We start from the raw sequence: 23,224 nt of genomic DNA on the forward strand, positions 1-23,224 counted from the left end.
AGGAGTATTACTATGGCAAGAGTTTCAAGAGGTGTGCAGGCGCACGCCAAACATAAAAAAATATTAAAGAAGGCCAAAGGTTACTATGGTGCTCGTTCAAAAGTTTTTCGTGTTGCTAAGCAAGCGGTAATTAAAGCTGGACAATATGCCTACCGTGACCGCCGTCAACGTCGTCGTCAATTCCGTAGACTGTGGATTGTGCGTATTAACGCTGAAGCACGGAATAATGGCTTAAGTTACTCACAATTTATCAATGGTTTAAACAAAGCTGGTATTGAGATTGATCGTAAAGTTCTTTCTGATATTGCTATCTTTGATAAAGATGCCTTTGCAAAAATTGCAGAACAGGCAAAAGCTGGGTTAACACAGTAGTAAAATCTTACTAAAAGACTGTAACTTAGGTTACAGTCTTTAAAACAAAATAATAAAGCAGGCATTTTGATTAAGAAGATTATTACCGACGCCACAAAAGCGATAGCAAGTTCTATGGACTTAAAGGCTCTTGACGATGCAAGGGTTTTATATCTTGGCAAAAAAGGTGAATTAACTGATCTACTAAAAGGCTTAGGTAAGCTTTCTAAAGAAGAGCGCCCAGTGATGGGTGAGGCTATCAATGAAGCCAAGGTTGAGATTCAAAAACTTATAGAAAAGCGCAAGGGTGAGTTAGAAGAGATTGCTTTAATAAAAAGACTTCTAGATGAAAAAATCGATGTCACATTACCTTCAAGGAATTTTGAAAAAGGTAGTCTTCATCCTATTACTCAGACTCTTAATCATATTCAAAATATTTTTACAAAGGCGGGTTTTGAGATAGAATTAGGCCCTGAAATTGAAGATGATTTTCATAACTTCAGTGCACTTAATATCCCTGAGCATCATCCTGCAAGGGCAATGCATGATACCTTTTACTTCGATGCAAATACCGTTCTAAGAACGCATACATCTCCAGTTCAAATTAGAACTCTGGAAAGGCAAAAGCCACCCGTTAGGGTTATTGTTCCAGGTAAAGTTTATCGATGTGACTCTGACGTAACACATACGCCAATGTTTCATCAGGTTGAGGGACTAATTGTAGATAAAGAGGCCTCATTTTCACAACTTAAAGGCTTATTGATTGACTTTTTAAGAGCTTATTTTGAAAAGGATGACCTTAAAGTTCGCTTTCGTCCTTCCTATTTTCCATTTACAGAGCCTTCTGCTGAGGCAGATATTGAATGCGTAATTTGCGGTGGAGAGGGATGCAGAGTATGCAAGAAATCTGGCTGGTTAGAGGTCCTCGGATGTGGGGTTGTGCATCCAAATGTTTTGACTGCTGTTAATATTGACCCTAATGAATTTTCTGGATTAGCATTTGGTATGGGCGTTGAAAGGTTGGCAATGTTGAGATATAGCGTTAATGACCTGAGGCTATTTTTTGAAAACGACGTGCGTTTCTTAAATCAATTCTAGTGCATAGGAAGCAAGTATGAATATTTCAACTAGATGGATAAGAGAGTGGGCTAACCCCGATGTTAGTGATAATGAGCTTTCTGAAAAGCTCACAATGGCTGGTTTAGAAGTAGATAGGATTGCACCTGTTGCACCGCCATTCAATGGACTAGTTGTTGGTCACGTTGTTAATTGTGATAAACATCCAAACGCAGATAAGCTCAGCCTTTGTGAGGTCGATATTGGTGCAGAAAGTAACTTACAAATAATTTGTGGTGCCCCTAATGTCAGAAAAGACCTAAAGGTAGCCGTTGCAACAGTAGGCTCAGTACTTCCTAATGGACTAAAAATTAAGCGTGCAAAGCTGCGAGGAGTTGAGTCTAATGGAATGCTTTGCTCCGAATCTGAAATGGCTATATCAGATAGCCATGAAGGCATAATTGAGTTAGATCTATCGGTAACCTTAGGCGATGATATAAGAGCTGTCCTCGATCTTGATGATCAAGTCATTGAGCTAGATATTACCCCAAATAGGGGCGATTGTTTTAGTGTTCTTGGGGTTGCTAGAGAAGTTTGTGTTAATTACAACCTTGCAATGCCATCGACTAGCTTCAAGGCAGAACAAAAGGGAAGTAAATCATTTGACTCAAAAGTTTCTAATCCAAACGAATGTGCAAAATATTTAACAAGGGTTATTGAGGGCGTTGATAATAATGCTGAAACGCCAAAATGGATGGCACAAAAACTTTTACGAGCCTCTCAACAACTGCATTCCCCTATTGTTGATATTACTAACTATGTTTTATTAGAGCTTGGTCAACCAATGCATGCCTTTGACTTAGCGTCAATTAAAGGTGATATTGATGTCAGGTCTGCTAAAAAAGATGAAACACTTGAGCTACTTAATGGTCAAACGGTAACGCTTTCTAAGGGAACACTTGTAATAGCTGATAATAACTCTGCTATTGCAATAGCGGGAGTTATTGGTGGTATGTCAACAGCTACCCTAGCCAATTCATCAGAAATATTACTTGAGAGTGCTTTTTTTGATCCAATAGCAATCTCAGGTGTTGCCAGGTCATATGGCCTTCATACAGAAGCCTCACTTCGCTTTGAGAGAGGGGTAGACTTTAATATCACTCATCAAGCAATGGAAAGAGCAACCGAGTTAGTGCTTGAGATTTGTGGCGGTAAGGCATCCCCAATTAATGAATGTGTTGATTCGAAATCATTACCTAAGCTTGAACCAATTGAGATTTCAAATGATAAAATTTCAAAAGTTCTTGGTTTTGATCTTGAGCCAACCTGGATAGAATCAAAGTTTAAATTTCTTGAATTTGATTTCACTACTAATAAGAATAACTCTTGGACAATTAAACCACCAAGCTTTCGCTTTGATATTCGTATTGCAGCTGATATTATTGAAGAGCTTGCAAGGCTTTTTGGTTATGATAAGATTCCTGTTCAAAGGCTTTCAACTGTAGCCAATATAAGTAACTCATCGCAAGCAAAAATAAGTTCGAATGAGCTCTCAAATGTACTCGTTAATAAAGGCTATAAAGAGGTCATTACTTATAGCTTTATATCAAATGAAATGCATGATTTTATTGATCCTAAAGCAACCAAAATTTTATTAAAAAATCCAATATCTGATGATATGGCGGTGATGCGCTCAAGTCTGTGGTCAGGTTTAATTCAGTCTGCTAAAGCGAACATAAGAAGAGGCCACCATAACGCTAGATTCTTCGAATTAGGTCAATGCTTTTCTGGGACCTTAGTTGAGGATCAAGTTCAAAAAATTGCTGGCATTATCTGTGGTAATCGATATGATTCACAGTGGGGTAATAGTGATAGTACTGTTGATTTTTTTGATGCAAAAGCTGATGTTGAGGCGTTGTTGTCACTGAGTAAAAATGTGTATGCCTTTGAGGAGGCAGAACATCCAGCTCTGCAGTTAGGACAGACCGCTAAGATAACAAAAAATAATAAAGTTATTGGTTGGATTGGAGCTTTATCTCCAAACCTTCAAAAAGCATTATCAATGCCAAATGCCTTCCTCTTTGAGATCAATCAGGATGACATTGAAGATGGTGAAATTGCATGCTATGAGCCATTTTCATCTTTTCAGGCATCACAAAGAGATATAGCTATAGTAGTATCAAAAGAGGTCAGTGCTGATCAACTAATTAACTCAATCAAGTCTTTAAAGCAGGATGATCTGGTCGATATTAATTTGTTTGATGTTTATGAGGGAGAGCACATTGATGAGGGTAGTAAAAGTATTGCACTTAATCTAACTTATCAGTCAATAGAAATTACCTTAACAGATGAGCAACTTGCTAAAAAAGTTAGTAAAATAGTTTCACATTTAGAATCAAAATTCTCTGCTAAACTTAGATAAATAAATTATGTCTCTTACAAAACAAGATATTGCAAATACGCTCGTTAAAAAAATGAAACTTAGTCAAACTCAGGCACTTAGTTTAACAAACCAATTTTTTGACCAAATAATTGAAACACTCAAAACTGGTGAGGAAATCAAGTTATCAAGTTTTGGAAATTTTATCGTTCGAGAGAAGTCACCTCGTCCTGGTAGGAACCCAAAGACTGGGGAAGAAGTAATTATTAGCGCCAGAAAAGTTGTTACCTTCAAGGCTGGACCTAAACTAAAACTAGCAACTCAAAAGGGTAACTAATTCAAGTTATTCGCTTATCGCGATCATAAAACCTATAAGAATTGGCATAACACCAAGCATTGTTGATTGCTGTAAATTTTCATCAGCCGTCTTTCCAGATACCTGTCGATTTTTATAGTGAGGAACATAGTCATCATCTAAAGCAAATGAAACAAATATAAGATCTTCTGAATCTTCTTCTTTTTGAATCATCTCCACATCATAAATTGCACTGGGCTCTTCAGTTAATTTATTAATGAATAGGATTGTTTCATTGAAGTGCAGAAAAAATCTTTCTGCAGGACAACTTGAAGCTTTTCTAGGCACCAACTCCCCCTCTGACATGGCACCCGCTATTTGATCATGATGTTGTTCAGTTAATCTTATATAGCGGGTATCAAGGTAGTCACCAAGATCATTATCACCTTCATATTCTTTAATATAATCAATTAACTCTTTAAGCATAAGTAATGAAATTTGAAAATCAAAATGTGAATTTTAACGAAAAATGGCTTGTTGAAAAAACTTACTTAGATTTACTAAATTGAATTTGATAAATATCAAAAATAGTAATGGACATTGCAGCAATGATTGGCCCGATAAAAAGACCCAATATTCCAAACTTTATAATTCCTGCTAGAGTAGAAAGAACAGTAATGAGAGTGTTATTAAGTGGGCTCTGATGATTCATGGAGCTTGAGAGTCTCATAATGATGATTGGCCTTAGGAAATTATCAATCAATGTGCCAGCTATAACTGCACCAAAAATAATAATAATAATTGCACTTGTAGGCTCACCGATTGCAAATAAATAGATTGATATTGGTAACCAGACTAACACCCCACCTAGGACTGGGATGAAGCTTGCAAGTGCCATTGCGACGCCAAAAAATAATGCTGGTAACCCAACAATCATGACCCCAATTGCAAAAGCAATACCTTGTGTTAATGCTACTAAGAAGACACTCCCAACTAGTGTAAGAGAAAGTCCTGAGAATTGATTTAGAATTAGATCATTAATTTTGTTATCAAGTGGCGAGACTCTCCTTACCTTATCGATGAATGAGTGGCCATCAACATAAAAGTAATAAAGGGAAAAGATTGTAATAATAACAAAAAAGATGAATTGACTTGATAGCGTTGTAATGCTTTTAAGGATAACTATAGAGAAGTCTTTAATAGCGAATGCAATTCCCTCTAGGTTATTACGAAGAGAATTATCCAAAAACTCACGTATCGAATCAGATATGGGTAAGCCCATAATTATTTGATCTGTAATCCTGCTTATTTCACTAACCTGATAGTCACTTTGAAGTTTATTGATAAGAGCTGTGATCTCAATACCACTGACTAACAATATGTAACCAAGTGGCAGTATTAGGAGGACTGTCACAAGAAGTGTCATGATAACTGCGGCGAGATTTTTGGAGTATTTATTGGAGAGTTTATTAAAGCTACTGTAGGTTGATATACAAATCAAAAGGGATAAAAAAAGGTATGCTATAAAAGGCGTAAATAGCCAGATAATGGCAGCAATAGAAAGCGCTAAAAGAATTAAAACCAGGCCATTACCATGACGGTTGTTGACGTTTTCTGTCATATCTACTCCTTAATGTTTACTCACCTTTGAGATATAATACTATATTGTCTTAAATATTAAATAATAATAATGGAAACAGCTTATTTTGCAGGTGGATGTTTTTGGTGTGTCGAAGCTATTTTTCAACGTGTTGATGGCGTTAAAAGCCTTACTAATGGCTATTGTAATGGTCTTAGTCAGAACCCTTCTTATGAGGAGGTATGTAGCGGTCAAAGCGAACATGCGGAGGTTTTAAAAATTGATTATGATGAACAGCAAATCTCATATGCTGAACTCTTAGAAGTTTTTGTTGCAACCCATGACCCTACAAGCCTTAATCAGCAGGGCGGTGATAGGGGTACTCAATATCGCTCTGCTGTTTTTTATATCGATGAGTCGCAAAAGCAATTAGCAATAGCTCTTTTAGGTACTATTAAAAATGCAGTCACTGAGGTAACTGAGCTTGATGTTTTTTATGCTGCCGAGGGTTATCATCAAAACTACTATAACAACAATACCAATCAACCTTATTGTCAGCTTGTTATCCTTCCAAAAATTAATAAATACTTTAAATAAATATCGATGAACGATCAAGAACTCCTCAGATACTCTAAGCAGGTTATGTTGCCTCAAGTTGATATTGAGGGTCAGCAGAAAATTATTGATTCAACAATGCTCATTATTGGAATGGGTGGGCTAGGTTCTCCAGCTGCTTTTTATTTAGCAGGTGCAGGCGTTGGCCATCTAATTATTGCTGATTTTGATCAGGTTGAGTTATCAAACCTACAGCGCCAAATTATTTACCGAACTACTGATATTGGATCTGACAAAGTTGATGCTGCTAAGGCTAGGTTGCTTGAGTTAAACCCAAATATTAAGGTGACAATTGCCAATGAGCTTTTGCACACTGGTAATCTCGCTTCATTAGTAAAAGACGTTGATATTGTCCTAGATGGAACTGATAACTTTGAAAGTCGCTTTGAAATCAACAAGGCTTGCGTAGAGTATAAGAAGCCCCTAGTTACAGCAGCAGTTATTCGACTGGAGGGCCAAGTTTCAGTATTTAAGGGTTATGAGCCAGATCAACCTTGTTATCAGTGCCTGTATCCCCAAGAGGGTGATGAAAATGAGAATTGTGTGGAAAATGGTATTTTAGCTCCAGTGGCTGGATTAATTGGCTCAATGCAAGCTCTTCAGGCGATCAAAGTTCTATTAGATTTAGGTGACCAACTTACTGGATCATTGCTTGTAGTCGACGCATTAGAACTTAGCTTTAGGAAAATTAAAATTGGTAAAGACAAGATATGTCCAACATGTGGTAGCAATTAGTTTAAGAAGTTTTATTCCTTAAAAAACGGTACCATTGAAGACCAAACCCCATCTTTTTTTAAACGATGATAAGTTGCAGCTACAATATGGAATCCAATAAGCCAATAGATAATTGATACTGTAAATTCATGAATTGCAATTACTGAATTAATTAAAAACCCATCCTTTAAATCTAACCAAAATAACCAGCCAATTATTAATCCAGTAAATGGAATTAATGCAAGGCATATATACATTCCATAATGAACAATTTTAGCTGCTAATTTTTGAGATTTAGATGTGTGTTCTGGTATTGATGACTGTTGGGTGGTTTTCATATAAACAAAGCGAATAATGAGTAATAATAAAAATGCTAAAGCAAATATTATTTCGAACATTAATAGATTTTCATCTTCTAATTGATTAATACTGTCTATTTGCTTTAGTAAACCATAAAGAAATAATAATACAAAACCCCAATGTAGTAGTTTTGCAAAAGGACTAAAATTATTGGAACTCTTTTTAATAACGTTCATTTTTTTAATTTGAAATCTAAATATTAGTAGGTTACATTATCTCAATAGCATCAACACGAAATTCAAATATAATTTGTTTACCAGAAGCAGCTTCAGTTGGTGCTAAAGGAAATGGTGAGGCCTTATAAACAGCTCTTTCAATTGAGTTTTTAAATGAGCTTAGTTTTGGATTGTCATCTATATTCATTATTGAATCGCCACAATTATCAACTTTGACAGTATTAACATTACCATCTAGTCCTTGAGTTATATAAACAAAACAAGACCAATCACTTCTGGCACCAGAGAAACGCCAGTATGTTCTTACTTTTGCTGCAATACTATCAACCCAAAATTTTTCTGATATATTTAACTTTTCATCAAGCATCAAAGAATTATTATCTTCCTCATATTTTGTTTCAGATTCGTAACACCTAACTGATGTAATCATTGCCATATTAGACGACACCTCTATTTCACCAAGTGGAGCTGTTACTATGTCTTCAGAAGCTTTAATAGGCCTGTCATTTTTATCAAAGATTGTGCACCTTACATTAGAAGTCTTATCAGTACTTACGACGATATTGGTCTGATCGCCTTCGTTAGTTCGTTCAAAAGTAAAGCTTTCAACATTAACCTCAGAGATTACACTTAATGAGGAGAGAGATAAAACTAGGACTAAATAAAACTTCTTCAAAGAGTAAATTTAAAATTGAAGCGGAATCTAATAGGGATAGTTGTGTGGGGCTTAATGGTTCGAATAACACGAGTTTTTGGCAAAGGTAAAGCGGTTATTTCTTTATCTTCATAGGGGATTTGAGCTGATAATCCATTAGTCTCATAACTTACATAACATATAGCATTCCTAGCATCAATTTCATTAAGAATTTGCTGAGGAATTGAAGTTGAATCTAGCCATCTGCAAAGGTCTTCATTGGTCCAATCTTTCAAACTATTAGCATGTGAAACACTTATTAAGCTACTTATAAAAATTATCATTAATTTTTTCATATGGTTCTCCATTTTTCTAGTCCAATATAATTTTGAAAGTACCATTCTTTAAACTCAGGATTAGCTTTAAATTCCTTAGACATATCCTTAGATGAATATTTAGCTGACCTAAAATTTTTTGCCATCAATCTAAAACTTTTTAATTTTTCATCCTTCATAGTAAGATTATATTTTAATTTAAATCTTTTAAAGAGGAATTCATATTATTAATTTTTACCAAATTGAAATAATTTGAGTCGGGCTTTTGCTCGGTCATGAATCATCTGGTAATTGACAGTTTTTTGATTTAATAAATTAGCACTTGAATCTCCAATACCCTTTGCATAATCTATCCATTTTCGAATTATTAGAATATCACTTAGATTTATCCCAGAGAGACTAGTTCTGATAATTTGTTCAGTATGCACAGGATTTTTTTTGTCATAAGATACTTCAATTTCTTTCCAATCTTTATCATAGTCCATTACTTGAGGTCCTGATTGATTAATTTCCTTATAATCAGGGTAAGAGATTGCATATTCAGAACAGCCTCTTTTTACTGTGGAACTCAAATCTGACCTTATACTTTCCTTAATTATTATGTCAAGGTGGTCAGCAATTTGATTGGCTTGTCTTAGACCAGAGCAATATATAAGTCCCTTATAAAATCCAGAAATTTCTGGTCTCAACTCCACCATACATTTTCGAGTGTTATTTTCTTTAAGTTCTAGTTGGTCAAAAATAATAAATAATTTTATTAGTTCAATCACTGATCTAGGCTCAACTTGAACCTTATAGCAGCCAAAACAAAACTCTGGAATGACGTTATGCTTATCAAAAATTGACAAGTGCCTTGAGCAGTTCAAGTTGACTGAATTACGTCTAAAAAGTTGAGATTGTTTAGTTTTAAGTTCAGAACCGTAAGTACTTATATAATCTTCAGACTCAGAAAATAAGCTAACAATTTTGTCATCAGAAATGATTTTTGAAATATTTTCTTTTTTACTATTGTTTCTAATCTTGCCATTAATTTTTACTATTAAATTTGGATTATCTTTTTGGGGAATGTAACTAGTTAGTAAAGAAATTAGATTTTCTTTTGCTTCTATATAGTCAGGCTTAATTTTTAAAGCCATATTGTAGCTATCGATAGCAGCTTCTATATCTCCATTGTCCTCTAAGGCAATACCCAAATTATTATAAGCCTCAGCATAGTTAGGTTTAATTCTTAGAGTCATTTTATAGTTATCGATAGCAGCCTCTAAATCACCCATATCTTTATGTATATTCCCCAAATTAAAGCAGGCATTAACATAATCAGGTTTAATTTGAATGGTTTTTTTATAACTGTCAATAGCTTCTTCAAAATTACTAATACTTTTTTGAGCAATTGCCATATTGAAATAGGCTTCAGCAAAATCAGGCTTAAACTTTATAGCTTTCTTATAGCTTTTAATTGCATCTTTAAATTGATTAAGACCTGCATAAGAGGCCCCAGAAATATTATGAAGGAAGACTGAATTTGGAAATTTCTCTAAGAGGGTTTTGGATTCTGTAAGAGCTTGCTCGAACTTCCCACTATTAAAGAGATTTACGATTAACTGTAAATGCTCGGGAGGAGGGTCAAAACTGTTCATTACCTAATTATATTTTAATTTGTTATAGATACTCAAACTAATAATAAAACTCTACTGATGAAACTGATAAATCTGATTTGAAATCACGACCATAAGCAACAATTCCAAAGGTCTTTATGTCTTTAGCATTAATGTTTGAGTCTTTATTATCTTTGAGATTCTTAAATCTATTAAAGGGTATTTCAATGGTTTCCCATTCGGAGCTTGTATCGAAGGTAGCAATTTGATAGCCAGTAGGAAGCCTATAAAAGATAGTAGTCTGAATAAAAATATGATATTTTTCTCCATTGCCTTTAACCTTTAGACGAACACCCTGTAGCTTTTTGCCATCTTTTTTTGAATTATGAAGTCTTTTGAAAATCAATGGTTTATTAGATAATGATGTCGTAGTTCTTAGTTGAATAAATCCACCGTTATTAGCCGTTCGAACATCTCCATATAGTCTTATAAAAACCTGGCCCCCATCTTGCTCAAGTGAAACCTGACCTTCAGAGACTCCTCCCATCACTTGATCGCTAAAAAATCTCCAGTCTTTAACATTATCTTGAGTAAATGGAAAACTAAGACTGTCTGCATTTACAGAGGTAATTGCTGTAAAAATTAATATAATAAAAGAGAGTATTTTTTGCATACTAGAATTATATCTAGACAAGTTAAAATTATGAAGGTTCTTTGTCTAATTAGTCAACAGGTGTTGCTTTATTTATAGCTACCAATTCTTGATTTTTACCCATTTTGACTTCATCAATCCAAACAACTTGAGTAGGCATTGGCCCTGAATGTTGGCTAACGAATGAGCGATAAATACCATATTTAATATAATAACTCTTGGGCCAAAAATTCACAAACTCTCTCAATAAAGCTTTACGCTCATTATTTAAATAAACCTCGATTAGGCTTTTGTTATTAGTTGTATCAAAATGAATTTGTATGTCTGTCCATTGTCCCTGCATATCGCTAATAGCTGATAAATTATAATATTTACACTCATCAACGACATTATTATCAGAACCAGAAAGAATATGTATACAAGCACGATAATTGTTACCTTTTGCTTCCAATTGTATTAGTGGTGGAAAAGATGGCAGAGATCCAGCAATACCACTAGGACCTCCTATTTGATGAATTTGCCCAATTGTTGTACTTACAGAATTACTAGTTTTGAAATTATCAGGAATAAATACACTAAATGCTATCCACTGGTTATCACCAGGGAAAAAGTGGTTTTCAAGTGATATTTCAGATCGCTCTCTATTATTATTACAGTCACTCCATGCTTGATCTTCGCCACAATCTCCAGGCCTTACTTCAAAGCGTTGAGCCTCTTTACCGGCACGAACTATATCATTGACAATCTTATAACCATAAGATGTAGTGCTAAGACTGCGAAAGCCAGAAAGTCGACCTGTATTTGGTCTGCTATTTTCTTGACACTTATATTCATAGTAACTTCCATCTGCAGAAACAGCCTTTATAGGCTCATTTCCATCAGCACATGATGCTGCAAAGCCTTGAATTGAAATTACAGAAAGTATAAAGAATAGTAGTATTTTTTTCATAAATCGATTTCATTTAAGATAATCATTGTAATAGGTAAAATAATTATTTTTTGGAGTTTATGTATGATCTTTATAAGTATTCTTGTTTCAGTCGGTTTTGGTTATTTGTTTTTTAGAATTGCTAGACCAAAAGAAGAGTCTGGATCCAAGCCTATATTCTATGCAAGAACCTTTCTTGCTTGGAGTCTTTTTGCATCAACTTCGTTTTATATCCAGCCTTTTGCCTCAGGACCAAGTCTAGATACTTTAGGTTTTTGGGCGGTAAGGTCAATTCCTTTTGCTCTGGTCGCTCTTTTAGTTGGCTTTCTTTACGGTAAATTTCGATAAATTTAATTATGAAAACTAGATTAGATGGAAAGGTTTTGTTTAATGAGGAATGCAGTATCTGCAACTTTGAAATTAAGCACTATAAAAAACGCTCTAAACTTGAATATGAAAATTGCAGCCAGAAGGGTGATAAATATTTAAAGGCACTTTATGTAGAGTTTCCAGATGGCTCAGAAATAAAAGGTGTTGAAGCTTTTATCTATGTCTGGGGCAATACTAAGGGCTATAAATGGTTAGCAAAATTTGTAAGTCTGCCAATAGTTTTCTCAATTGCAAAAATAGTATATGCTTTCCTTGCATTTATTCTCTATTGGCGCTTTAAAATCTTTCGAAAAGCTATTTAAAAAAGATATAGCATCAAACTATTAGCAAAGTCTAAACTATTTTCAGTTACTTAACTTCTGGCAGCTGATATAGCTTTTTGAGGACTGTATCGAAGAAATAATGCTATAGCAAGGATAAAGGCAATACCTTCTGCGATTGAAAGGGCGGCAATAAATCGGAAATCGGATAGTAAGCTATAAAAAAATATTAAAAGGCTTGTTGGAAGAATCAATCCCCGACTCATCGCTAAAAGCGCAGACTGAAAAGGAAGATGAATAGCAGTTAAGTAGCCAGTTATCATCATATTGAAGCCAGCAAAAATAAAAATTGGCCAAATATATGTCACAAATTCCAAAGCTAACATGACAGTCTGGTCACTATCCTTGTCATTAACAAATAGATAAATTAGAGGTTCACTTGCTGTAAGCAATATTGTTATAAAAAATAAACTTAATGAAGCAACTATAACACCAGCAGTTTTAAGGAAAGCCTTAGTTCGCTGTGCATTTTTAGCTCCATAATTTTGAGAAATCATTACCTGACTTGTATCTTCGATTGCAAAGAACATCATAAATCCTGTCATCAACATATAATTTACAACAGTAATCGCAGCAACGCCGTCAACTCCAGCTCGCTGAATAAGCATCCAATTAAAAATAAATGCAATAATAGCCCCAGAAACTTCATTAATAAATTCAGAAATTCCATTGTATGCTGCCTGGAATACTTCCATCCAGTTATTTTGACGAAAACTAAAACTTAACGTCCTCTCTGGCATAAAAAAATAAAACAAAATAACTAATAAAGATAGAACTTCTGATATGCCTGTTGCCCATGCTGCACCGCTTAATCCCCAGCCGTAAACTGCAATAAATAAATAGTCCAGTGAGATATTAACTACCGCGCCAACGCCAAGCGAAATGGCGGCAAGATTAGGTAAGCCATCTAAACGGATAAAGAAATATAGAGGGATAATAATCAACTGGAAAACGACAAATGGCATTATGATGCGGTAGTACTCACTCATTACAGGGAACAGTTCTTTGGTTGCGCCAAGAGCTGCAAATATCTGTTCTTCAAATACAAGGGTCAGAGTAATAGATGAAATACCATAGAGAGCCATAAAAATTAGCGACTTGCTAAAAATTGAAGATGCAGCTGACTTATCTCCCTCACCAAGGTACTTTCCACCTCGAACTGAGCCACCAATCGACATCATCATGCTAACGCCGAAGAGGAGAGTGATTATTGGAATAATAAGATTAACTGCAGCTAGAGCAGTAATACCCACATAGTTTCCAATAAAAATGCCATCCACCAATGAAGAGGATGTCATAGCAATTAAGCCCAGAATAGAGGGAATCAAATACCTAATGAACGTAGGAAAAATATCACCGTTAAGAGCATCATTATCTTTCGTTAGATTAACATTCATAAGACTTTGAGTCTATATTTTAAATGGATACCATTTTCACATAATTAATCTAAATATCCGAACTTACCACTATTAAAGTCATCGATTGTTTGTTTGATTTCTTCATTAGTATTCATTACAAATGGACCATAAGATGCAATTGGCTCATCAATAGGTTCACCACTAAGTACTAAAATAGTTGAGTCTTCACCAGCTCTTAAAGTAAATTCAGTACCATCATTATTGAATAGTACGAAATGGTTAGTAGGTACTTTTTCAATGTTATTAATAGTTACGTTACCTTTAATAACTAATAGGCCAGTATTATGACTTTTATCAAAACTCAAATTTGTACCTTTGCCTTTATTTAAATCGATACTGAAGAGGTTTATAGGACTAAATGATGAAGCAGGTCCTTTTTTATTATCGTACTCTCCAGCAATAATATCGATTGATCCAGCCTTATTTTCTAATTCAATTTTGGCAAAGTTCTTTTTATTTAGGTTTTGATATTTTGGGGTAGTCATTTTATCTTTAGCTGGAAGATTGACCCACAGCTGGACCATTTGCATTTCACCACCTTTCTTACCAAAGTTTTTTTCGTGATACTCTTTGTGTAAGATTCCAGAGCCTGATGTCATCCACTGAACATCACCTTCAGCAATGATTCCACCACCACCACTACTATCATGATGTTCAACCTTGCCTTTGTATGCAATTGTGACTGTTTCAATACCTCTATGGGGATGAGAGCTAACTCCCCTTGGAGCACCTTTATTTGGTGGAAAGTAATGAGGGGGTGCATAATCCATTAAAAGAAATGGACTCATACGCTTCATTGTAAGAGGCTCTTTTCTTCCAAGAATTCCATAAACTCTAAAACCATCTCCAACATAGTGAAGATTATTAGGTTCAACTACTGCTTCAATACTTCTAAATGACATAACAATATGTTTAATTATTTTAAATTAATTATAGATTTATTTTTTAATCACTTACTTTATTTATTGAAACTATGCGTTTCACTTTGTACAATAATATTGTGATTATTTAGTATTACGATTATTTTTAAATTAGAATGTAGTTTTATGGAAAAAATAAAGATTTGAAAAAAAATATCCTCGTTTTTAAGCATATGCCATCTCAAAATCCTGGAATTTTTCGAGATTTTGCAGAAAAACAGAATGTGAATTTTGTGGAGATTGATTTGCATGCTGGTGAAAAAATTCCTGATTTAAAAAACTATGATGGACTCTGGGTTATGGGCGGCTCTATGAATGTTTGGGAAGAAGAAGAATTCCCCTGGTTGGTTGCAGAAAAAGAAGCAATTCGATATGCAGTAGATGACCTTAAGATGCCTTTTCTAGGTATTTGTCTGGGTCATCAATTACTTGCAGTTGCAATGGGTGGTAAGGCTCTTAATACTGGAAAATATGAGGTTGGTCTATTTGAAATAGAACCCACTAAAGAGGGTATAAATCATCCACTACTTAATAACCTTAAAGATTCTGAAAAATGGGTTAATGCTCACTTGGTGGAAGTCGTTGAGGCTCCAAAAGATTCTATAATCTTAGCATCATCAGATGTCTGTAAAAATCATGTCATGCAGGTTGGAGATAACGCTTTTTCATGCCAGTTTCATCCTGAGGTATGCAGTCATACCTTAGATGGTTGGATGCAAATCCCTGGAGTGCCGGATTTTTTTGAGGAGTTAAGTGTTAATGGGTTGGATGAATTAACTAACAGCATTACTGATAATTTAGTAATCAACAATAAGGCTTCATCAGTTTTATTTGATAATTGGTGTAATCTTGTTTTTAAATAGTAATGAGTCTTAAAGATTGTTCTAAATGTCAAAAACCGCTTAATTGTGGAGCTGGGACTGGAAGTTGTTGGTGTATGAGCTTTCCCCCAATTATGATTCCAACTCTCGAAGAAGACTGTTTCTGTGCTAAATGTCTTGGTGAGGCAATGAATGATAGAATTGATACTCTTCTTGATGAAAAGGGCATGGAGCAATTTCAAAAGCTAGCTGAACCCTATAGAGATAAGTCAAAACTTATTGAGAATGTTGATTATATTATTGATGAAGGGCTTTATGTTTTCTCTAAATGGTATCTTATTAAGCAGGGAGAATGCTGCAGCAATGGTTGTAAAAATTGTCCTTATTAATCAAATATAAAAACGCTTGTGATTAAAAATATTTTTATTATTGTAATGTTCTTGTTACTCACTGGTTGTAATCCTGGAGAAAATAACAGCAGCTCAGGTGAAGATATAGCACTTGGAGAAAGTGTTTTTAATAAAAATTGTATTGGTTGTCATGGTTCTGAAGGAGTTGGCATTAAGAATTGGAAAGTTAAAGATGAAAATGGTAATTATCCAGCACCACCACTTAATGGAACAGCCCATACTTGGCATCATTCTCCTGCTCAGCTTCTCTATACAATTAATAATGGAGGCGTTGAAATGGGTGGACAGATGCCTGCATTTAGTGAGCGACTCAATGAACAAGAAAAACTAGCTTTAATAGAATATATGTATAGTTTGTGGCCCAGTGAAATTCAAAAAAAATATGATGAGATGTTTAAATAATTTCTAAAATAATAAAAAGCTTTATTAATCTTTATCTATTATAAAAAATGATTAGAAAAATAGTACAAATTGGAAGTCCTGCACTTCGTCAAATTGCCAATGCAGTTGCTCAAAGTGATATTCCTTCAAATAATATTCAGAGTCTTATTGATGACCTTATTGAAACCATGAGGGATTCAAATGGTGCTGGTCTTGCTGCAACTCAAATTGCTGTTCCTTTAAGAGTATGTGTCATTGAAGTAAATAAAAACCCGCGCTACCCTTACAAGCCTGATATTCCATTAACTGTAATAATAAATCCAAAGATTACCTTTCTGACTGAGGAGAGAATTAACGTATATGAAGGCTGCTTATCAGTTCCTAATCTTCGAGGTAAGGTCGACCGATGCCCTGAAATTTTAGTTGAGGGTTTTGATCGAGAGGGTAGAGATCTTAAATTTACATCTAAAGGAATTAGTGCTGGCACATTTCAGCATGAATTTGATCACTTAGACGGCTTAGTGTTTACTGATCGAATGCATGATAACAGTTCACTTTCTACTATAGATGAGTTTGCACTGAATCATGAAGACGAATTTAAGAGGCAAGTAATAAATATTGTTAAGACCTATGGCAGTTAATAATCAAGATATACATTTTAAGTTAAAGAGCTCAGAAGATAGAGGCTCTGGAGTTTTTACAAAGAACTCTTTTAAAAGAGAAGATGTTGTTATGAGAGGTGTCATTGAAAAAATAGAATATGTTAACCATGTTGGGGTTTCACAAATGGGCAAGAATGAGTATTTTGCACCCATCGGCTTAATGGCTTTAGTTAATCATTCATGCAGTCCTAATTGTGGAATTAGGATTAATGAAACCGGTGCTCAAGATTATGTGGCTATGAGAGATATTGCCTCAGGAGAAGAGATCACTTTTGACTATGCAATGCAGAATTACATTATAGATCATTTCCCAATTAGTTGTCTTTGTGGCTCTCTAGAATGCAGAGGATCAATTGGTGGCTGGGTTGATCTTCCAGAAACTAAGAGACGTAAATATAAGTCTTTTGTTGCCCCCTATCTACTTGAGCTTGATAAAAGAAACAATTAAAAGATACCTGTAGTTCATTTTGAAATACTAACTATTGACCCTGATATTTGCAGCATATCTGTAAGTGATTGTTATTACAAAAATAACTTTTTAAATTACTCTTATTTGTCTCAATTAATGCAAAATTTTCTCGATATGTTTGACTACTTTGTATATACTCATTACTCGTAGGGATTTAATTTCTACAAAGAAAAAACGGAGAGAGTTTTTTTTTAAACTAAAAAAAGGAGAGATGTTTTGGAAGATCAAATCGCACAAATGCAGGCTCAGCTAGATGCTGTAACTGCGGCGGCTCAGATCACAAACACCATGTTTGCTGAGGCGTATTATTACTTGACAATCCCTCTGATGGTTATTATTCATGCTGGCTTCCTTCTCTATGAGATGGGTGCGACACGTGTGAAGAATGTTCTATCATCGGGTACAAAAAATTTATTAGCGTTTGCGTTTACAATCATAACGTTTTATCTGTTTGGTTGGTGGTTCTACTGGGCCTTACCAACGTTTCCATATGACCTCGCCTCTGGCGCAGGTGCGATGGGAATTTCAGGTATAGAGTATGCTAATGCTATAGCTTTACCATGGGGCGAATCAGCTCAATACATGGGTCCAAATATGGGTGACCGCGCGTCAGGTGTATTCTGGGGAGCTTTTGCCTTATTTGCTGCTACAACTGCATCTATCGCTTCTGGCGCATTGATCGAGAGAATACAGACCGTTGGTTTTGTAATCTGTGCGATTGTACTAGGCTCGTTTGCCTGGGTTGTTGCTGCTGCGTGGGCATGGCATTCTGATGGTTGGTTAGTAACAGAGTTTGGTTTTCATGACTTTGGTGCTGCTGGTCTTGTTCATGCTGTTGCTGGATTCTTTGCACTTGGTATCTTATTAAACCTAGGACCTCGTGTAGGTAAATTCAATGCGGATGGTTCTGCTAATCACATACCTGGACACAGTATGGTTCTGACAGTAGTTGGTTTAATGCTTATTATTGTTGGTTTCTTTGGATTCCTCATGGCTTGTATCATCCTGCCTGGTGAAGGTTGGAGTTGGTATGCTAATGCTGGAACAACCATTTATGGTACTCCAATTACACTTTCAGCTTTAGCTTTCAACGTGACGTTGGCTGCTTCAGGTGGAATTATTGGTGCTTGGATTATTACTAAGGATCCGTTCTGGATGATGTCTGGTTGTCTTGCAGGTATTATTTCAGTTGCATCTGGTATTGATGTGTATTTCGGTTCTCATGTAATCATAATTTCTGTGGTTGCTGGTATGATTCTGAAACCATGTGCTGACTGGTTAGAAGGCTTTGGGATAGATGATGCTGTTGGTTGTGTAACAGTCCACGGAACAATCGGTCTGTTTGGTGTTGTCGTTCTTGGTATCTTTGGTTCAGGTCTTCCTGGACTAGGTGCAGGCGCAGAAGAAATGGACGTTGTTAAATTAAGTCTATTTGGACAAGTTGTTGGTGCTGTAGTAATGTTCTTACTTGGATTCGTGCCTGGATACGTTGTATCTTGGTTGGTACATAAAGCTGGAATGCTACGTATACCAGAAGCGGTTCAAATCAAAGGACTTGACCCAGTCAAGGTTCCTGCTCAAGCTTACCCTGAAGGTATGCAGAGTCCTGAATCTGAAGCTTAACTATAAGGAGAAAAATTATGGGATATTTTGCTGATTCTTTTACTGCTTTATACAATGCCGATGGATGGATGGATATGGGTATGTACATAGGTGCTGGTACTTCTGCACCTGGATGGTACACGCTGATTGCCTCGGTTATGTTGGTAGTGATTCTAGCTGTTGGAAATAAACAAGAGCAAGATCATTATGATAAGCATAAGTAATTAAAAAGGAAGTAAAACTAAAAAGGGCGGTATGAAAATACCGCCCTTTTTTTATATACAAAATTTAAACTTTAAGTAAAAGTCTTGCTGGATCCTCTAGAGCTTCTTTGATTGAGATAAGGAATTGCACCGCTTCCTTGCCATCAATAATTCTATGGTCATAGGATAGTGCTAGATACATCATTGGCCTGATAACGATCTCGCCATCAACGACAACTGCTCGATCTTGAGTTTTATGCATTCCTAGAATAGCGCTTTGAGGAGAGTTCAAGATTGGAGTTGATAGTAGTGAGCCAAAAACACCACCGTTTGAAATAGTAAAGGTACCTCCACTCATCTCATCAATTCCTAGGGTCCCATCCTGGGCTCTAATTGCATAGTCAACAATTGATTTCTCAATATCATGCATTGCCATTTTATGAGCATCTCTTAGAACAGGAACAACAAGCCCACGATCTGAAGATACTGCTACAGAGACATCACAATAAGCATGATAAACAATATCATCACCATCAAGATAAGCATTAACCGTTGGAAATTTTTTAAGAGACTCAACAGCAGCCTTAACAAAGAAGGACATAAATCCTAATTTGACATCATATTTCTTTTCAAAAGCTTCTTTAAAGCTCGATCTCATAGCTAGTATCTCACTCATATCAACTTCGTTGAATGTTGTAAGCATAGCTGTATTTTGGGTAGCAGAATGAAGTCTAGTGGCAATAGTTTTACGGATTCGAGTCATTGGAACTCTCTCTTCCATACGATCACCAGATAAAGGTACATTATTATTAACTGCAGGAATTTTTAACTCTTCTTTAATGGGTTCAGGTGCAGCAACTTCTTCTATAGTTTCTTTAATAATTTCTTGAACAGATTCTTGTTTATGTGGAATAGGTTCTTCAGCTTTAACTTCCTTGACTTCATCTTTAGGTTCTTTCGTTACAGCAGTAGATTTGGCCTCATCATCTAAAAGTGCAAGAACCTGCTGCTCACCAACAGTCTCACCTTCTTTTGCTAAGATTTCAGTTAGGATGCCTGCTTCTTCAGCTGGAACTTCAAGAACCACTTTGTCTGTTTCAATCTCAACAATGACATCATCAATTTCAACAAATTCACCCGGCTTTTTATGCCAAACAGCAACCGTAGCTTCACTTATAGATTCAGGAAGAATAGGTACTTTTACTTCTTTCATTTCTTAATACTCCTAACCGTATTTATCGCCTGTAAACCTAGTGCTTTTTCAATAATTTCACTTTGGTTAATGTTGTGTTGTCTAATACTTCCTTCAGCTGGAGCAGCATAAAGGTCTCTAGCAACAACATGAAGAGTTTGTCCTTTAATTATACTCTGCGTAAAATGATGTCTTGAGGCATACCATGCGCCCTGATTAATAGGCTCTTCCTGAGTCCAAATAATATCTTTAGCCTTTGGATATTTTGCTAATTCAGTTTTTAAAGCATCATGTGGAAAAGGATAAAGCTGCTCTAATCTTAGAATAGCAACATTATTAATTTGATCATCTTGTCGTCGCGTTAATAGTTCGTAAAAGACTTTACCACTGCACATAATCACTCGGTCAACTTTTTCAGGTTTTATATTGTCATACTGCTCTTCATAAACATTTCTAAATTTACCTTCAGTAAATTTAAAAAGAGGCGATGCTGCAAGAGGGTTTCTTAATAAACTCTTTGGCGACATAATAATAAGAGGTGACCTAAATTTTCTTAAAACTTGACGTCTCAGTAAGTGAAATATTTGTGACGCAGTTGAGGGTACACAAACTTGCATATTGTGACTAGCACAAAGCTGAAGAAATCTTTCAAGTCTTGCAGATGAGTGTTCAGGGCCTTGTCCCTCCAGTCCATGAGGAAGAAGCATTACTAGATTTGATAAGCGACCCCATTTAGCTTCAGCTGAGGCAATAAATTGATCAATAATTGCTTGCGCACCATTAACAAAATCACCAAACTGAGCTTCCCATACAACGAGTGATTCAGGGTTTGCAGTAGCGTAACCGTATTCAAAACCAAGGGCAGCTTCCTCAGATAAAATAGAGTCAAATATCTGCACTCTTCCTTGCTTTTCACTAATATTTTGAAGTGGTGTGTAGTCTTCATTAATCAGCTGATTATGCAGAACTGCATTGCGGTGAAAAAAAGTACCTCTTCCAGTATCCTGACCGGTAAGTCTTATAGAAGTACCGAACTCTGTAAGACTTGCAAAAGCTAAAGTTTCAGCAAATCCCCAATCAGCATTTATTTTGCCATCAGCCATTTTTTGTCGCTCTGTTAACATTTTTTTAACACGAGAATGAATTTCAAATCCTTCAGGAATTTTTTGCAATTTTTTGTTTAAATCTTTTATGTGTTTTTTACTAATTGCTGACTCATATGGTTCATGCCAACTAGTATCAAAGTAATCCTCCCATAACATTTCCCAAGCTCTTTTATTTTTTGGTTTGATAATGTTATAGGCTACCCTTTGACCATCTTTTAGTTCTTGGCGATAATCACTTATCATGCCGTCAACCTCACTTTGTTTTATGACTCCTTGCTTCATAAGCGTAGAAGCATAATTAGCTCTTGTAGTAGGTTTTTTTCGAATTGCTTCATACATTAAAGGTTGGGTAACTGCAGGCTCATCAGCTTCATTATGTCCATGTCTTCGATAGCACATCAAGTCTATCACCACATCTTTTTTGTATCGCATACGGTAATCAAGTGCTAATCGAGTAATAAAACTAACCATTTCTGGATCTTCAGCGTTGACATGAAATACTGGAGCATTAATCATCTTGACGACATCAGTACAGTAGTCTGTAGATCTTGCATCATTTTGTTTTGAGGTTGTAAATCCAATCTGGTTATTAATAATAATGTGAACAGTACCCATTGTTCTATAGCCTCTAGACTGAGACATATTTAATGTTTCCATGACAATTCCTTGTCCCGAAAAAGCAGCGTCACCATGAATAAGTACAGGTAATATTTGTTGACGATTAGCATCTTCAATTTTGTCCTGGTGATAACGTGCATAACCCTCAATGACAGGATTAACTAGCTCAAGATGAGAGGGGTTAAACATAAGGGCAAGATGCACATAATTTTTATCAGTTTTAATATCTGATGAAAATCCTTGATGGTACTTAACATCGCCAGTTTGTTTTTTAGTAAGTCCTAAGTCACCAGCAAATTCTTGAAAGAGTTTTTCAGCTCGCTTGCCCATGATGTTAATTAAAACATTAAGGCGTCCTCGATGAGCCATTCCAAGACATATCCTCTTCATTTGGTGCTCACCAGAATGCTCAATCAATATATTAAGAAGTGGAATTAATGTGTCACTTCCTTCTAAGGAAAAACGTTTTTGACCAACATATTTATTATGCAGAAATTTTTCGAAAACCTCAGCAGCAGTTAATCTTTGTAGTAACCATTTCTTATATTCAGCTGAATTTTCTTTTTCAAGAGACATGGTTTCAACTTTAGTCTGAATCCACTTCCTCTCTTCAAGATTAGGAATGTGCATGTATTCAACACCAAGGCTACTGCAATAAGTTTTATTTAGAGAAGTAAAGAGATCTCGTAAAGTATTACAATTTGGCCCTTGATAAGAACCCATATCAAAATTTTTATCAAGATCAGCTTCACTCAAACCAAATTCTTCAAGAGTAAACGGCGGCGTTGAATGGTGTCTTGGCCTTTCTAAGGGGTCTAGTTTTGCTCTCAGATGGCCTGAGAATCGAAAAGCATAAATTAAACGAAGGACCCCGAGTTGGGCAGCGCTTTGACTAGATTTATTTGAGCTCGTTGAAGACTCAAAATTATTTTCACCATAACTAATAAAGCGACTTACAACATCATCGTGTGAACTAGAATTGTTATTCATTATTAAAAGAGATTAATGATAAAAAGAATTGCTGATTTGAAGGTTTAATAAA

General features: G+C 35.5%; 27 protein-coding genes. 15 read left to right on the plus strand and 12 right to left on the minus strand.

What is annotated here, in order from left to right:
- Positions 1-12 precede the first annotated feature (12 nt).
- The 4 genes from rplT (at position 13) to CRN91_RS04590 (ending at position 4,124) form a co-directional block, all read left to right on the plus strand.
- Positions 13-372: a 50S ribosomal protein L20 gene (rplT, locus tag CRN91_RS04575; RefSeq protein WP_114115261.1), complete on the plus strand. Its 360-nt coding sequence runs from the start codon at positions 13-15 to the stop codon at positions 370-372.
- 114 nt (positions 373-486) lie between these two features.
- Positions 487-1,449, plus strand: a complete 963-nt coding sequence (gene pheS, locus CRN91_RS04580; RefSeq protein ID WP_217351065.1) for a phenylalanine--tRNA ligase subunit alpha — start codon at positions 487-489, stop codon at positions 1,447-1,449.
- 16 nt (positions 1,450-1,465) lie between these two features.
- Positions 1,466-3,829, plus strand: coding sequence for a phenylalanine--tRNA ligase subunit beta (gene pheT, locus CRN91_RS04585; protein WP_114115263.1), 2,364 nt, complete (start codon positions 1,466-1,468; stop codon positions 3,827-3,829).
- 7 nt (positions 3,830-3,836) lie between these two features.
- The gene (locus CRN91_RS04590) at positions 3,837-4,124 is read left to right on the plus strand and encodes an integration host factor subunit alpha (RefSeq protein ID WP_114115264.1); all 288 of its coding nucleotides are present in this window, start codon (positions 3,837-3,839) and stop codon (positions 4,122-4,124) included.
- A gap of 6 nt (positions 4,125-4,130) precedes the next feature.
- Here the strand turns inward: CRN91_RS04590 and CRN91_RS04595 are convergent, their stop codons facing one another.
- Together CRN91_RS04595 and CRN91_RS04600 are read right to left on the minus strand one after the other, a co-directional pair.
- Positions 4,131-4,568 carry a hypothetical protein gene (locus CRN91_RS04595; RefSeq protein WP_114115265.1) on the minus strand — a complete coding sequence of 146 codons (438 nt, stop codon included), beginning with the start codon at positions 4,566-4,568 and terminating at the stop codon, positions 4,131-4,133.
- 61 nt (positions 4,569-4,629) lie between these two features.
- Positions 4,630-5,703 (minus strand): AI-2E family transporter, encoded by a 1,074-nt coding sequence (locus CRN91_RS04600; RefSeq protein ID WP_114115266.1) that lies wholly within the window; start codon positions 5,701-5,703, stop codon positions 4,630-4,632.
- 69 nt (positions 5,704-5,772) lie between these two features.
- Here CRN91_RS04600 and msrA point away from each other — a divergent pair, with 69 nt between their 5' ends.
- The gene (gene msrA, locus CRN91_RS04605; protein ID WP_114115267.1) at positions 5,773-6,258 is read left to right on the plus strand and encodes a peptide-methionine (S)-S-oxide reductase MsrA; all 486 of its coding nucleotides are present in this window, start codon (positions 5,773-5,775) and stop codon (positions 6,256-6,258) included.
- Between the two features lie 6 nt (positions 6,259-6,264).
- Positions 6,265-7,011 (plus strand): HesA/MoeB/ThiF family protein, encoded by a 747-nt coding sequence (locus CRN91_RS04610; protein ID WP_114115268.1) that lies wholly within the window; start codon positions 6,265-6,267, stop codon positions 7,009-7,011.
- An 11-nt stretch (positions 7,012-7,022) separates the two neighbouring features.
- On the opposite strand, the gene CRN91_RS04615 is transcribed toward CRN91_RS04610, so the two are convergent.
- From CRN91_RS04615 to CRN91_RS04640, 6 genes are all read right to left on the minus strand, one after another.
- The gene (locus CRN91_RS04615) at positions 7,023-7,526 is read right to left on the minus strand and encodes a cytochrome b (RefSeq protein WP_114115269.1); all 504 of its coding nucleotides are present in this window, start codon (positions 7,524-7,526) and stop codon (positions 7,023-7,025) included.
- Positions 7,527-7,557: 31 nt separating this feature from the next.
- A complete protein-coding gene (locus tag CRN91_RS04620) occupies positions 7,558-8,202 on the minus strand; it encodes a cell envelope integrity TolA family protein (RefSeq protein WP_114115270.1) in 645 nt (214 codons plus the stop codon).
- Entirely contained in the window at positions 8,199-8,516 is a 318-nt protein-coding gene (locus tag CRN91_RS04625) for a hypothetical protein (RefSeq protein ID WP_114115271.1), read from the minus strand. Before CRN91_RS04625 ends, CRN91_RS04620 begins: the two co-directional genes overlap by 4 nt.
- Positions 8,517-8,722: 206 nt before the next feature.
- Positions 8,723-10,132 carry a tetratricopeptide repeat protein gene (locus CRN91_RS04630; RefSeq protein ID WP_114115272.1) on the minus strand — a complete coding sequence of 470 codons (1,410 nt, stop codon included), beginning with the start codon at positions 10,130-10,132 and terminating at the stop codon, positions 8,723-8,725.
- Positions 10,133-10,169: 37 nt separating this feature from the next.
- The gene (locus CRN91_RS04635; RefSeq protein WP_114115273.1) at positions 10,170-10,763 is read right to left on the minus strand and encodes a CIA30 family protein; all 594 of its coding nucleotides are present in this window, start codon (positions 10,761-10,763) and stop codon (positions 10,170-10,172) included.
- A 49-nt stretch (positions 10,764-10,812) separates the two neighbouring features.
- The gene (locus CRN91_RS04640) at positions 10,813-11,691 is read right to left on the minus strand and encodes a polysaccharide lyase family 20 protein (RefSeq protein ID WP_114115274.1); all 879 of its coding nucleotides are present in this window, start codon (positions 11,689-11,691) and stop codon (positions 10,813-10,815) included.
- Positions 11,692-11,754: 63 nt separating this feature from the next.
- Between CRN91_RS04640 and CRN91_RS04645 the strand changes: the two genes are divergently transcribed.
- Positions 11,755-12,018, plus strand: coding sequence for a hypothetical protein (locus tag CRN91_RS04645; protein ID WP_114115275.1), 264 nt, complete (start codon positions 11,755-11,757; stop codon positions 12,016-12,018).
- Between the two features lie 8 nt (positions 12,019-12,026).
- Positions 12,027-12,362: a thiol-disulfide oxidoreductase DCC family protein gene (locus CRN91_RS04650; RefSeq protein ID WP_114115276.1), complete on the plus strand. Its 336-nt coding sequence runs from the start codon at positions 12,027-12,029 to the stop codon at positions 12,360-12,362.
- A 50-nt stretch (positions 12,363-12,412) separates the two neighbouring features.
- Here CRN91_RS04650 and CRN91_RS04655 read toward each other — a convergent pair whose 3' ends face one another.
- A complete protein-coding gene (locus CRN91_RS04655) occupies positions 12,413-13,777 on the minus strand; it encodes an MATE family efflux transporter (protein ID WP_114115277.1) in 1,365 nt (454 codons plus the stop codon).
- 44 nt (positions 13,778-13,821) lie between these two features.
- A complete protein-coding gene (locus CRN91_RS04660) occupies positions 13,822-14,700 on the minus strand; it encodes a pirin family protein (RefSeq protein WP_114115278.1) in 879 nt (292 codons plus the stop codon).
- Positions 14,701-14,861: 161 nt separating this feature from the next.
- On the opposite strand from CRN91_RS04660, the gene CRN91_RS04665 reads away from it, so the two are divergent.
- From CRN91_RS04665 to CRN91_RS04695, 7 genes are all read left to right on the plus strand, one after another.
- Entirely contained in the window at positions 14,862-15,581 is a 720-nt protein-coding gene (locus CRN91_RS04665; protein WP_254424913.1) for a type 1 glutamine amidotransferase, read from the plus strand.
- Positions 15,582-15,583: 2 nt separating this feature from the next.
- Positions 15,584-15,928, plus strand: coding sequence for a DUF5522 domain-containing protein (locus CRN91_RS04670; RefSeq protein WP_114115280.1), 345 nt, complete (start codon positions 15,584-15,586; stop codon positions 15,926-15,928).
- Positions 15,929-15,946: 18 nt separating this feature from the next.
- Entirely contained in the window at positions 15,947-16,351 is a 405-nt protein-coding gene (locus CRN91_RS04675) for a c-type cytochrome (protein WP_114115281.1), read from the plus strand.
- A gap of 47 nt (positions 16,352-16,398) precedes the next feature.
- The gene (def, locus tag CRN91_RS04680; protein ID WP_114115282.1) at positions 16,399-16,971 is read left to right on the plus strand and encodes a peptide deformylase; all 573 of its coding nucleotides are present in this window, start codon (positions 16,399-16,401) and stop codon (positions 16,969-16,971) included.
- A complete protein-coding gene (locus CRN91_RS04685; protein ID WP_114115283.1) occupies positions 16,961-17,440 on the plus strand; it encodes an SET domain-containing protein-lysine N-methyltransferase in 480 nt (159 codons plus the stop codon). Before def ends, CRN91_RS04685 begins: the two co-directional genes overlap by 11 nt.
- A gap of 237 nt (positions 17,441-17,677) precedes the next feature.
- A complete protein-coding gene (locus CRN91_RS04690) occupies positions 17,678-19,084 on the plus strand; it encodes an ammonium transporter (protein WP_114115284.1) in 1,407 nt (468 codons plus the stop codon).
- A 17-nt stretch (positions 19,085-19,101) separates the two neighbouring features.
- Positions 19,102-19,287, plus strand: coding sequence for a hypothetical protein (locus CRN91_RS04695; RefSeq protein WP_114115285.1), 186 nt, complete (start codon positions 19,102-19,104; stop codon positions 19,285-19,287).
- Between the two features lie 64 nt (positions 19,288-19,351).
- Here CRN91_RS04695 and sucB read toward each other — a convergent pair whose 3' ends face one another.
- Positions 19,352-20,479: a dihydrolipoyllysine-residue succinyltransferase gene (sucB, locus tag CRN91_RS04700; protein ID WP_114115286.1), complete on the minus strand. Its 1,128-nt coding sequence runs from the start codon at positions 20,477-20,479 to the stop codon at positions 19,352-19,354.
- Positions 20,476-23,172: a 2-oxoglutarate dehydrogenase E1 component gene (locus CRN91_RS04705; RefSeq protein ID WP_114115287.1), complete on the minus strand. Its 2,697-nt coding sequence runs from the start codon at positions 23,170-23,172 to the stop codon at positions 20,476-20,478. Before CRN91_RS04705 ends, sucB begins: the two co-directional genes overlap by 4 nt.
- Between the last annotated feature and the right edge of the window lie 52 nt (positions 23,173-23,224).

Source organism: Candidatus Thioglobus sp. NP1 (assembly GCF_003326015.1).
Lineage (GTDB): Bacteria > Pseudomonadota > Gammaproteobacteria > PS1 > Pseudothioglobaceae > Pseudothioglobus > Pseudothioglobus singularis_A.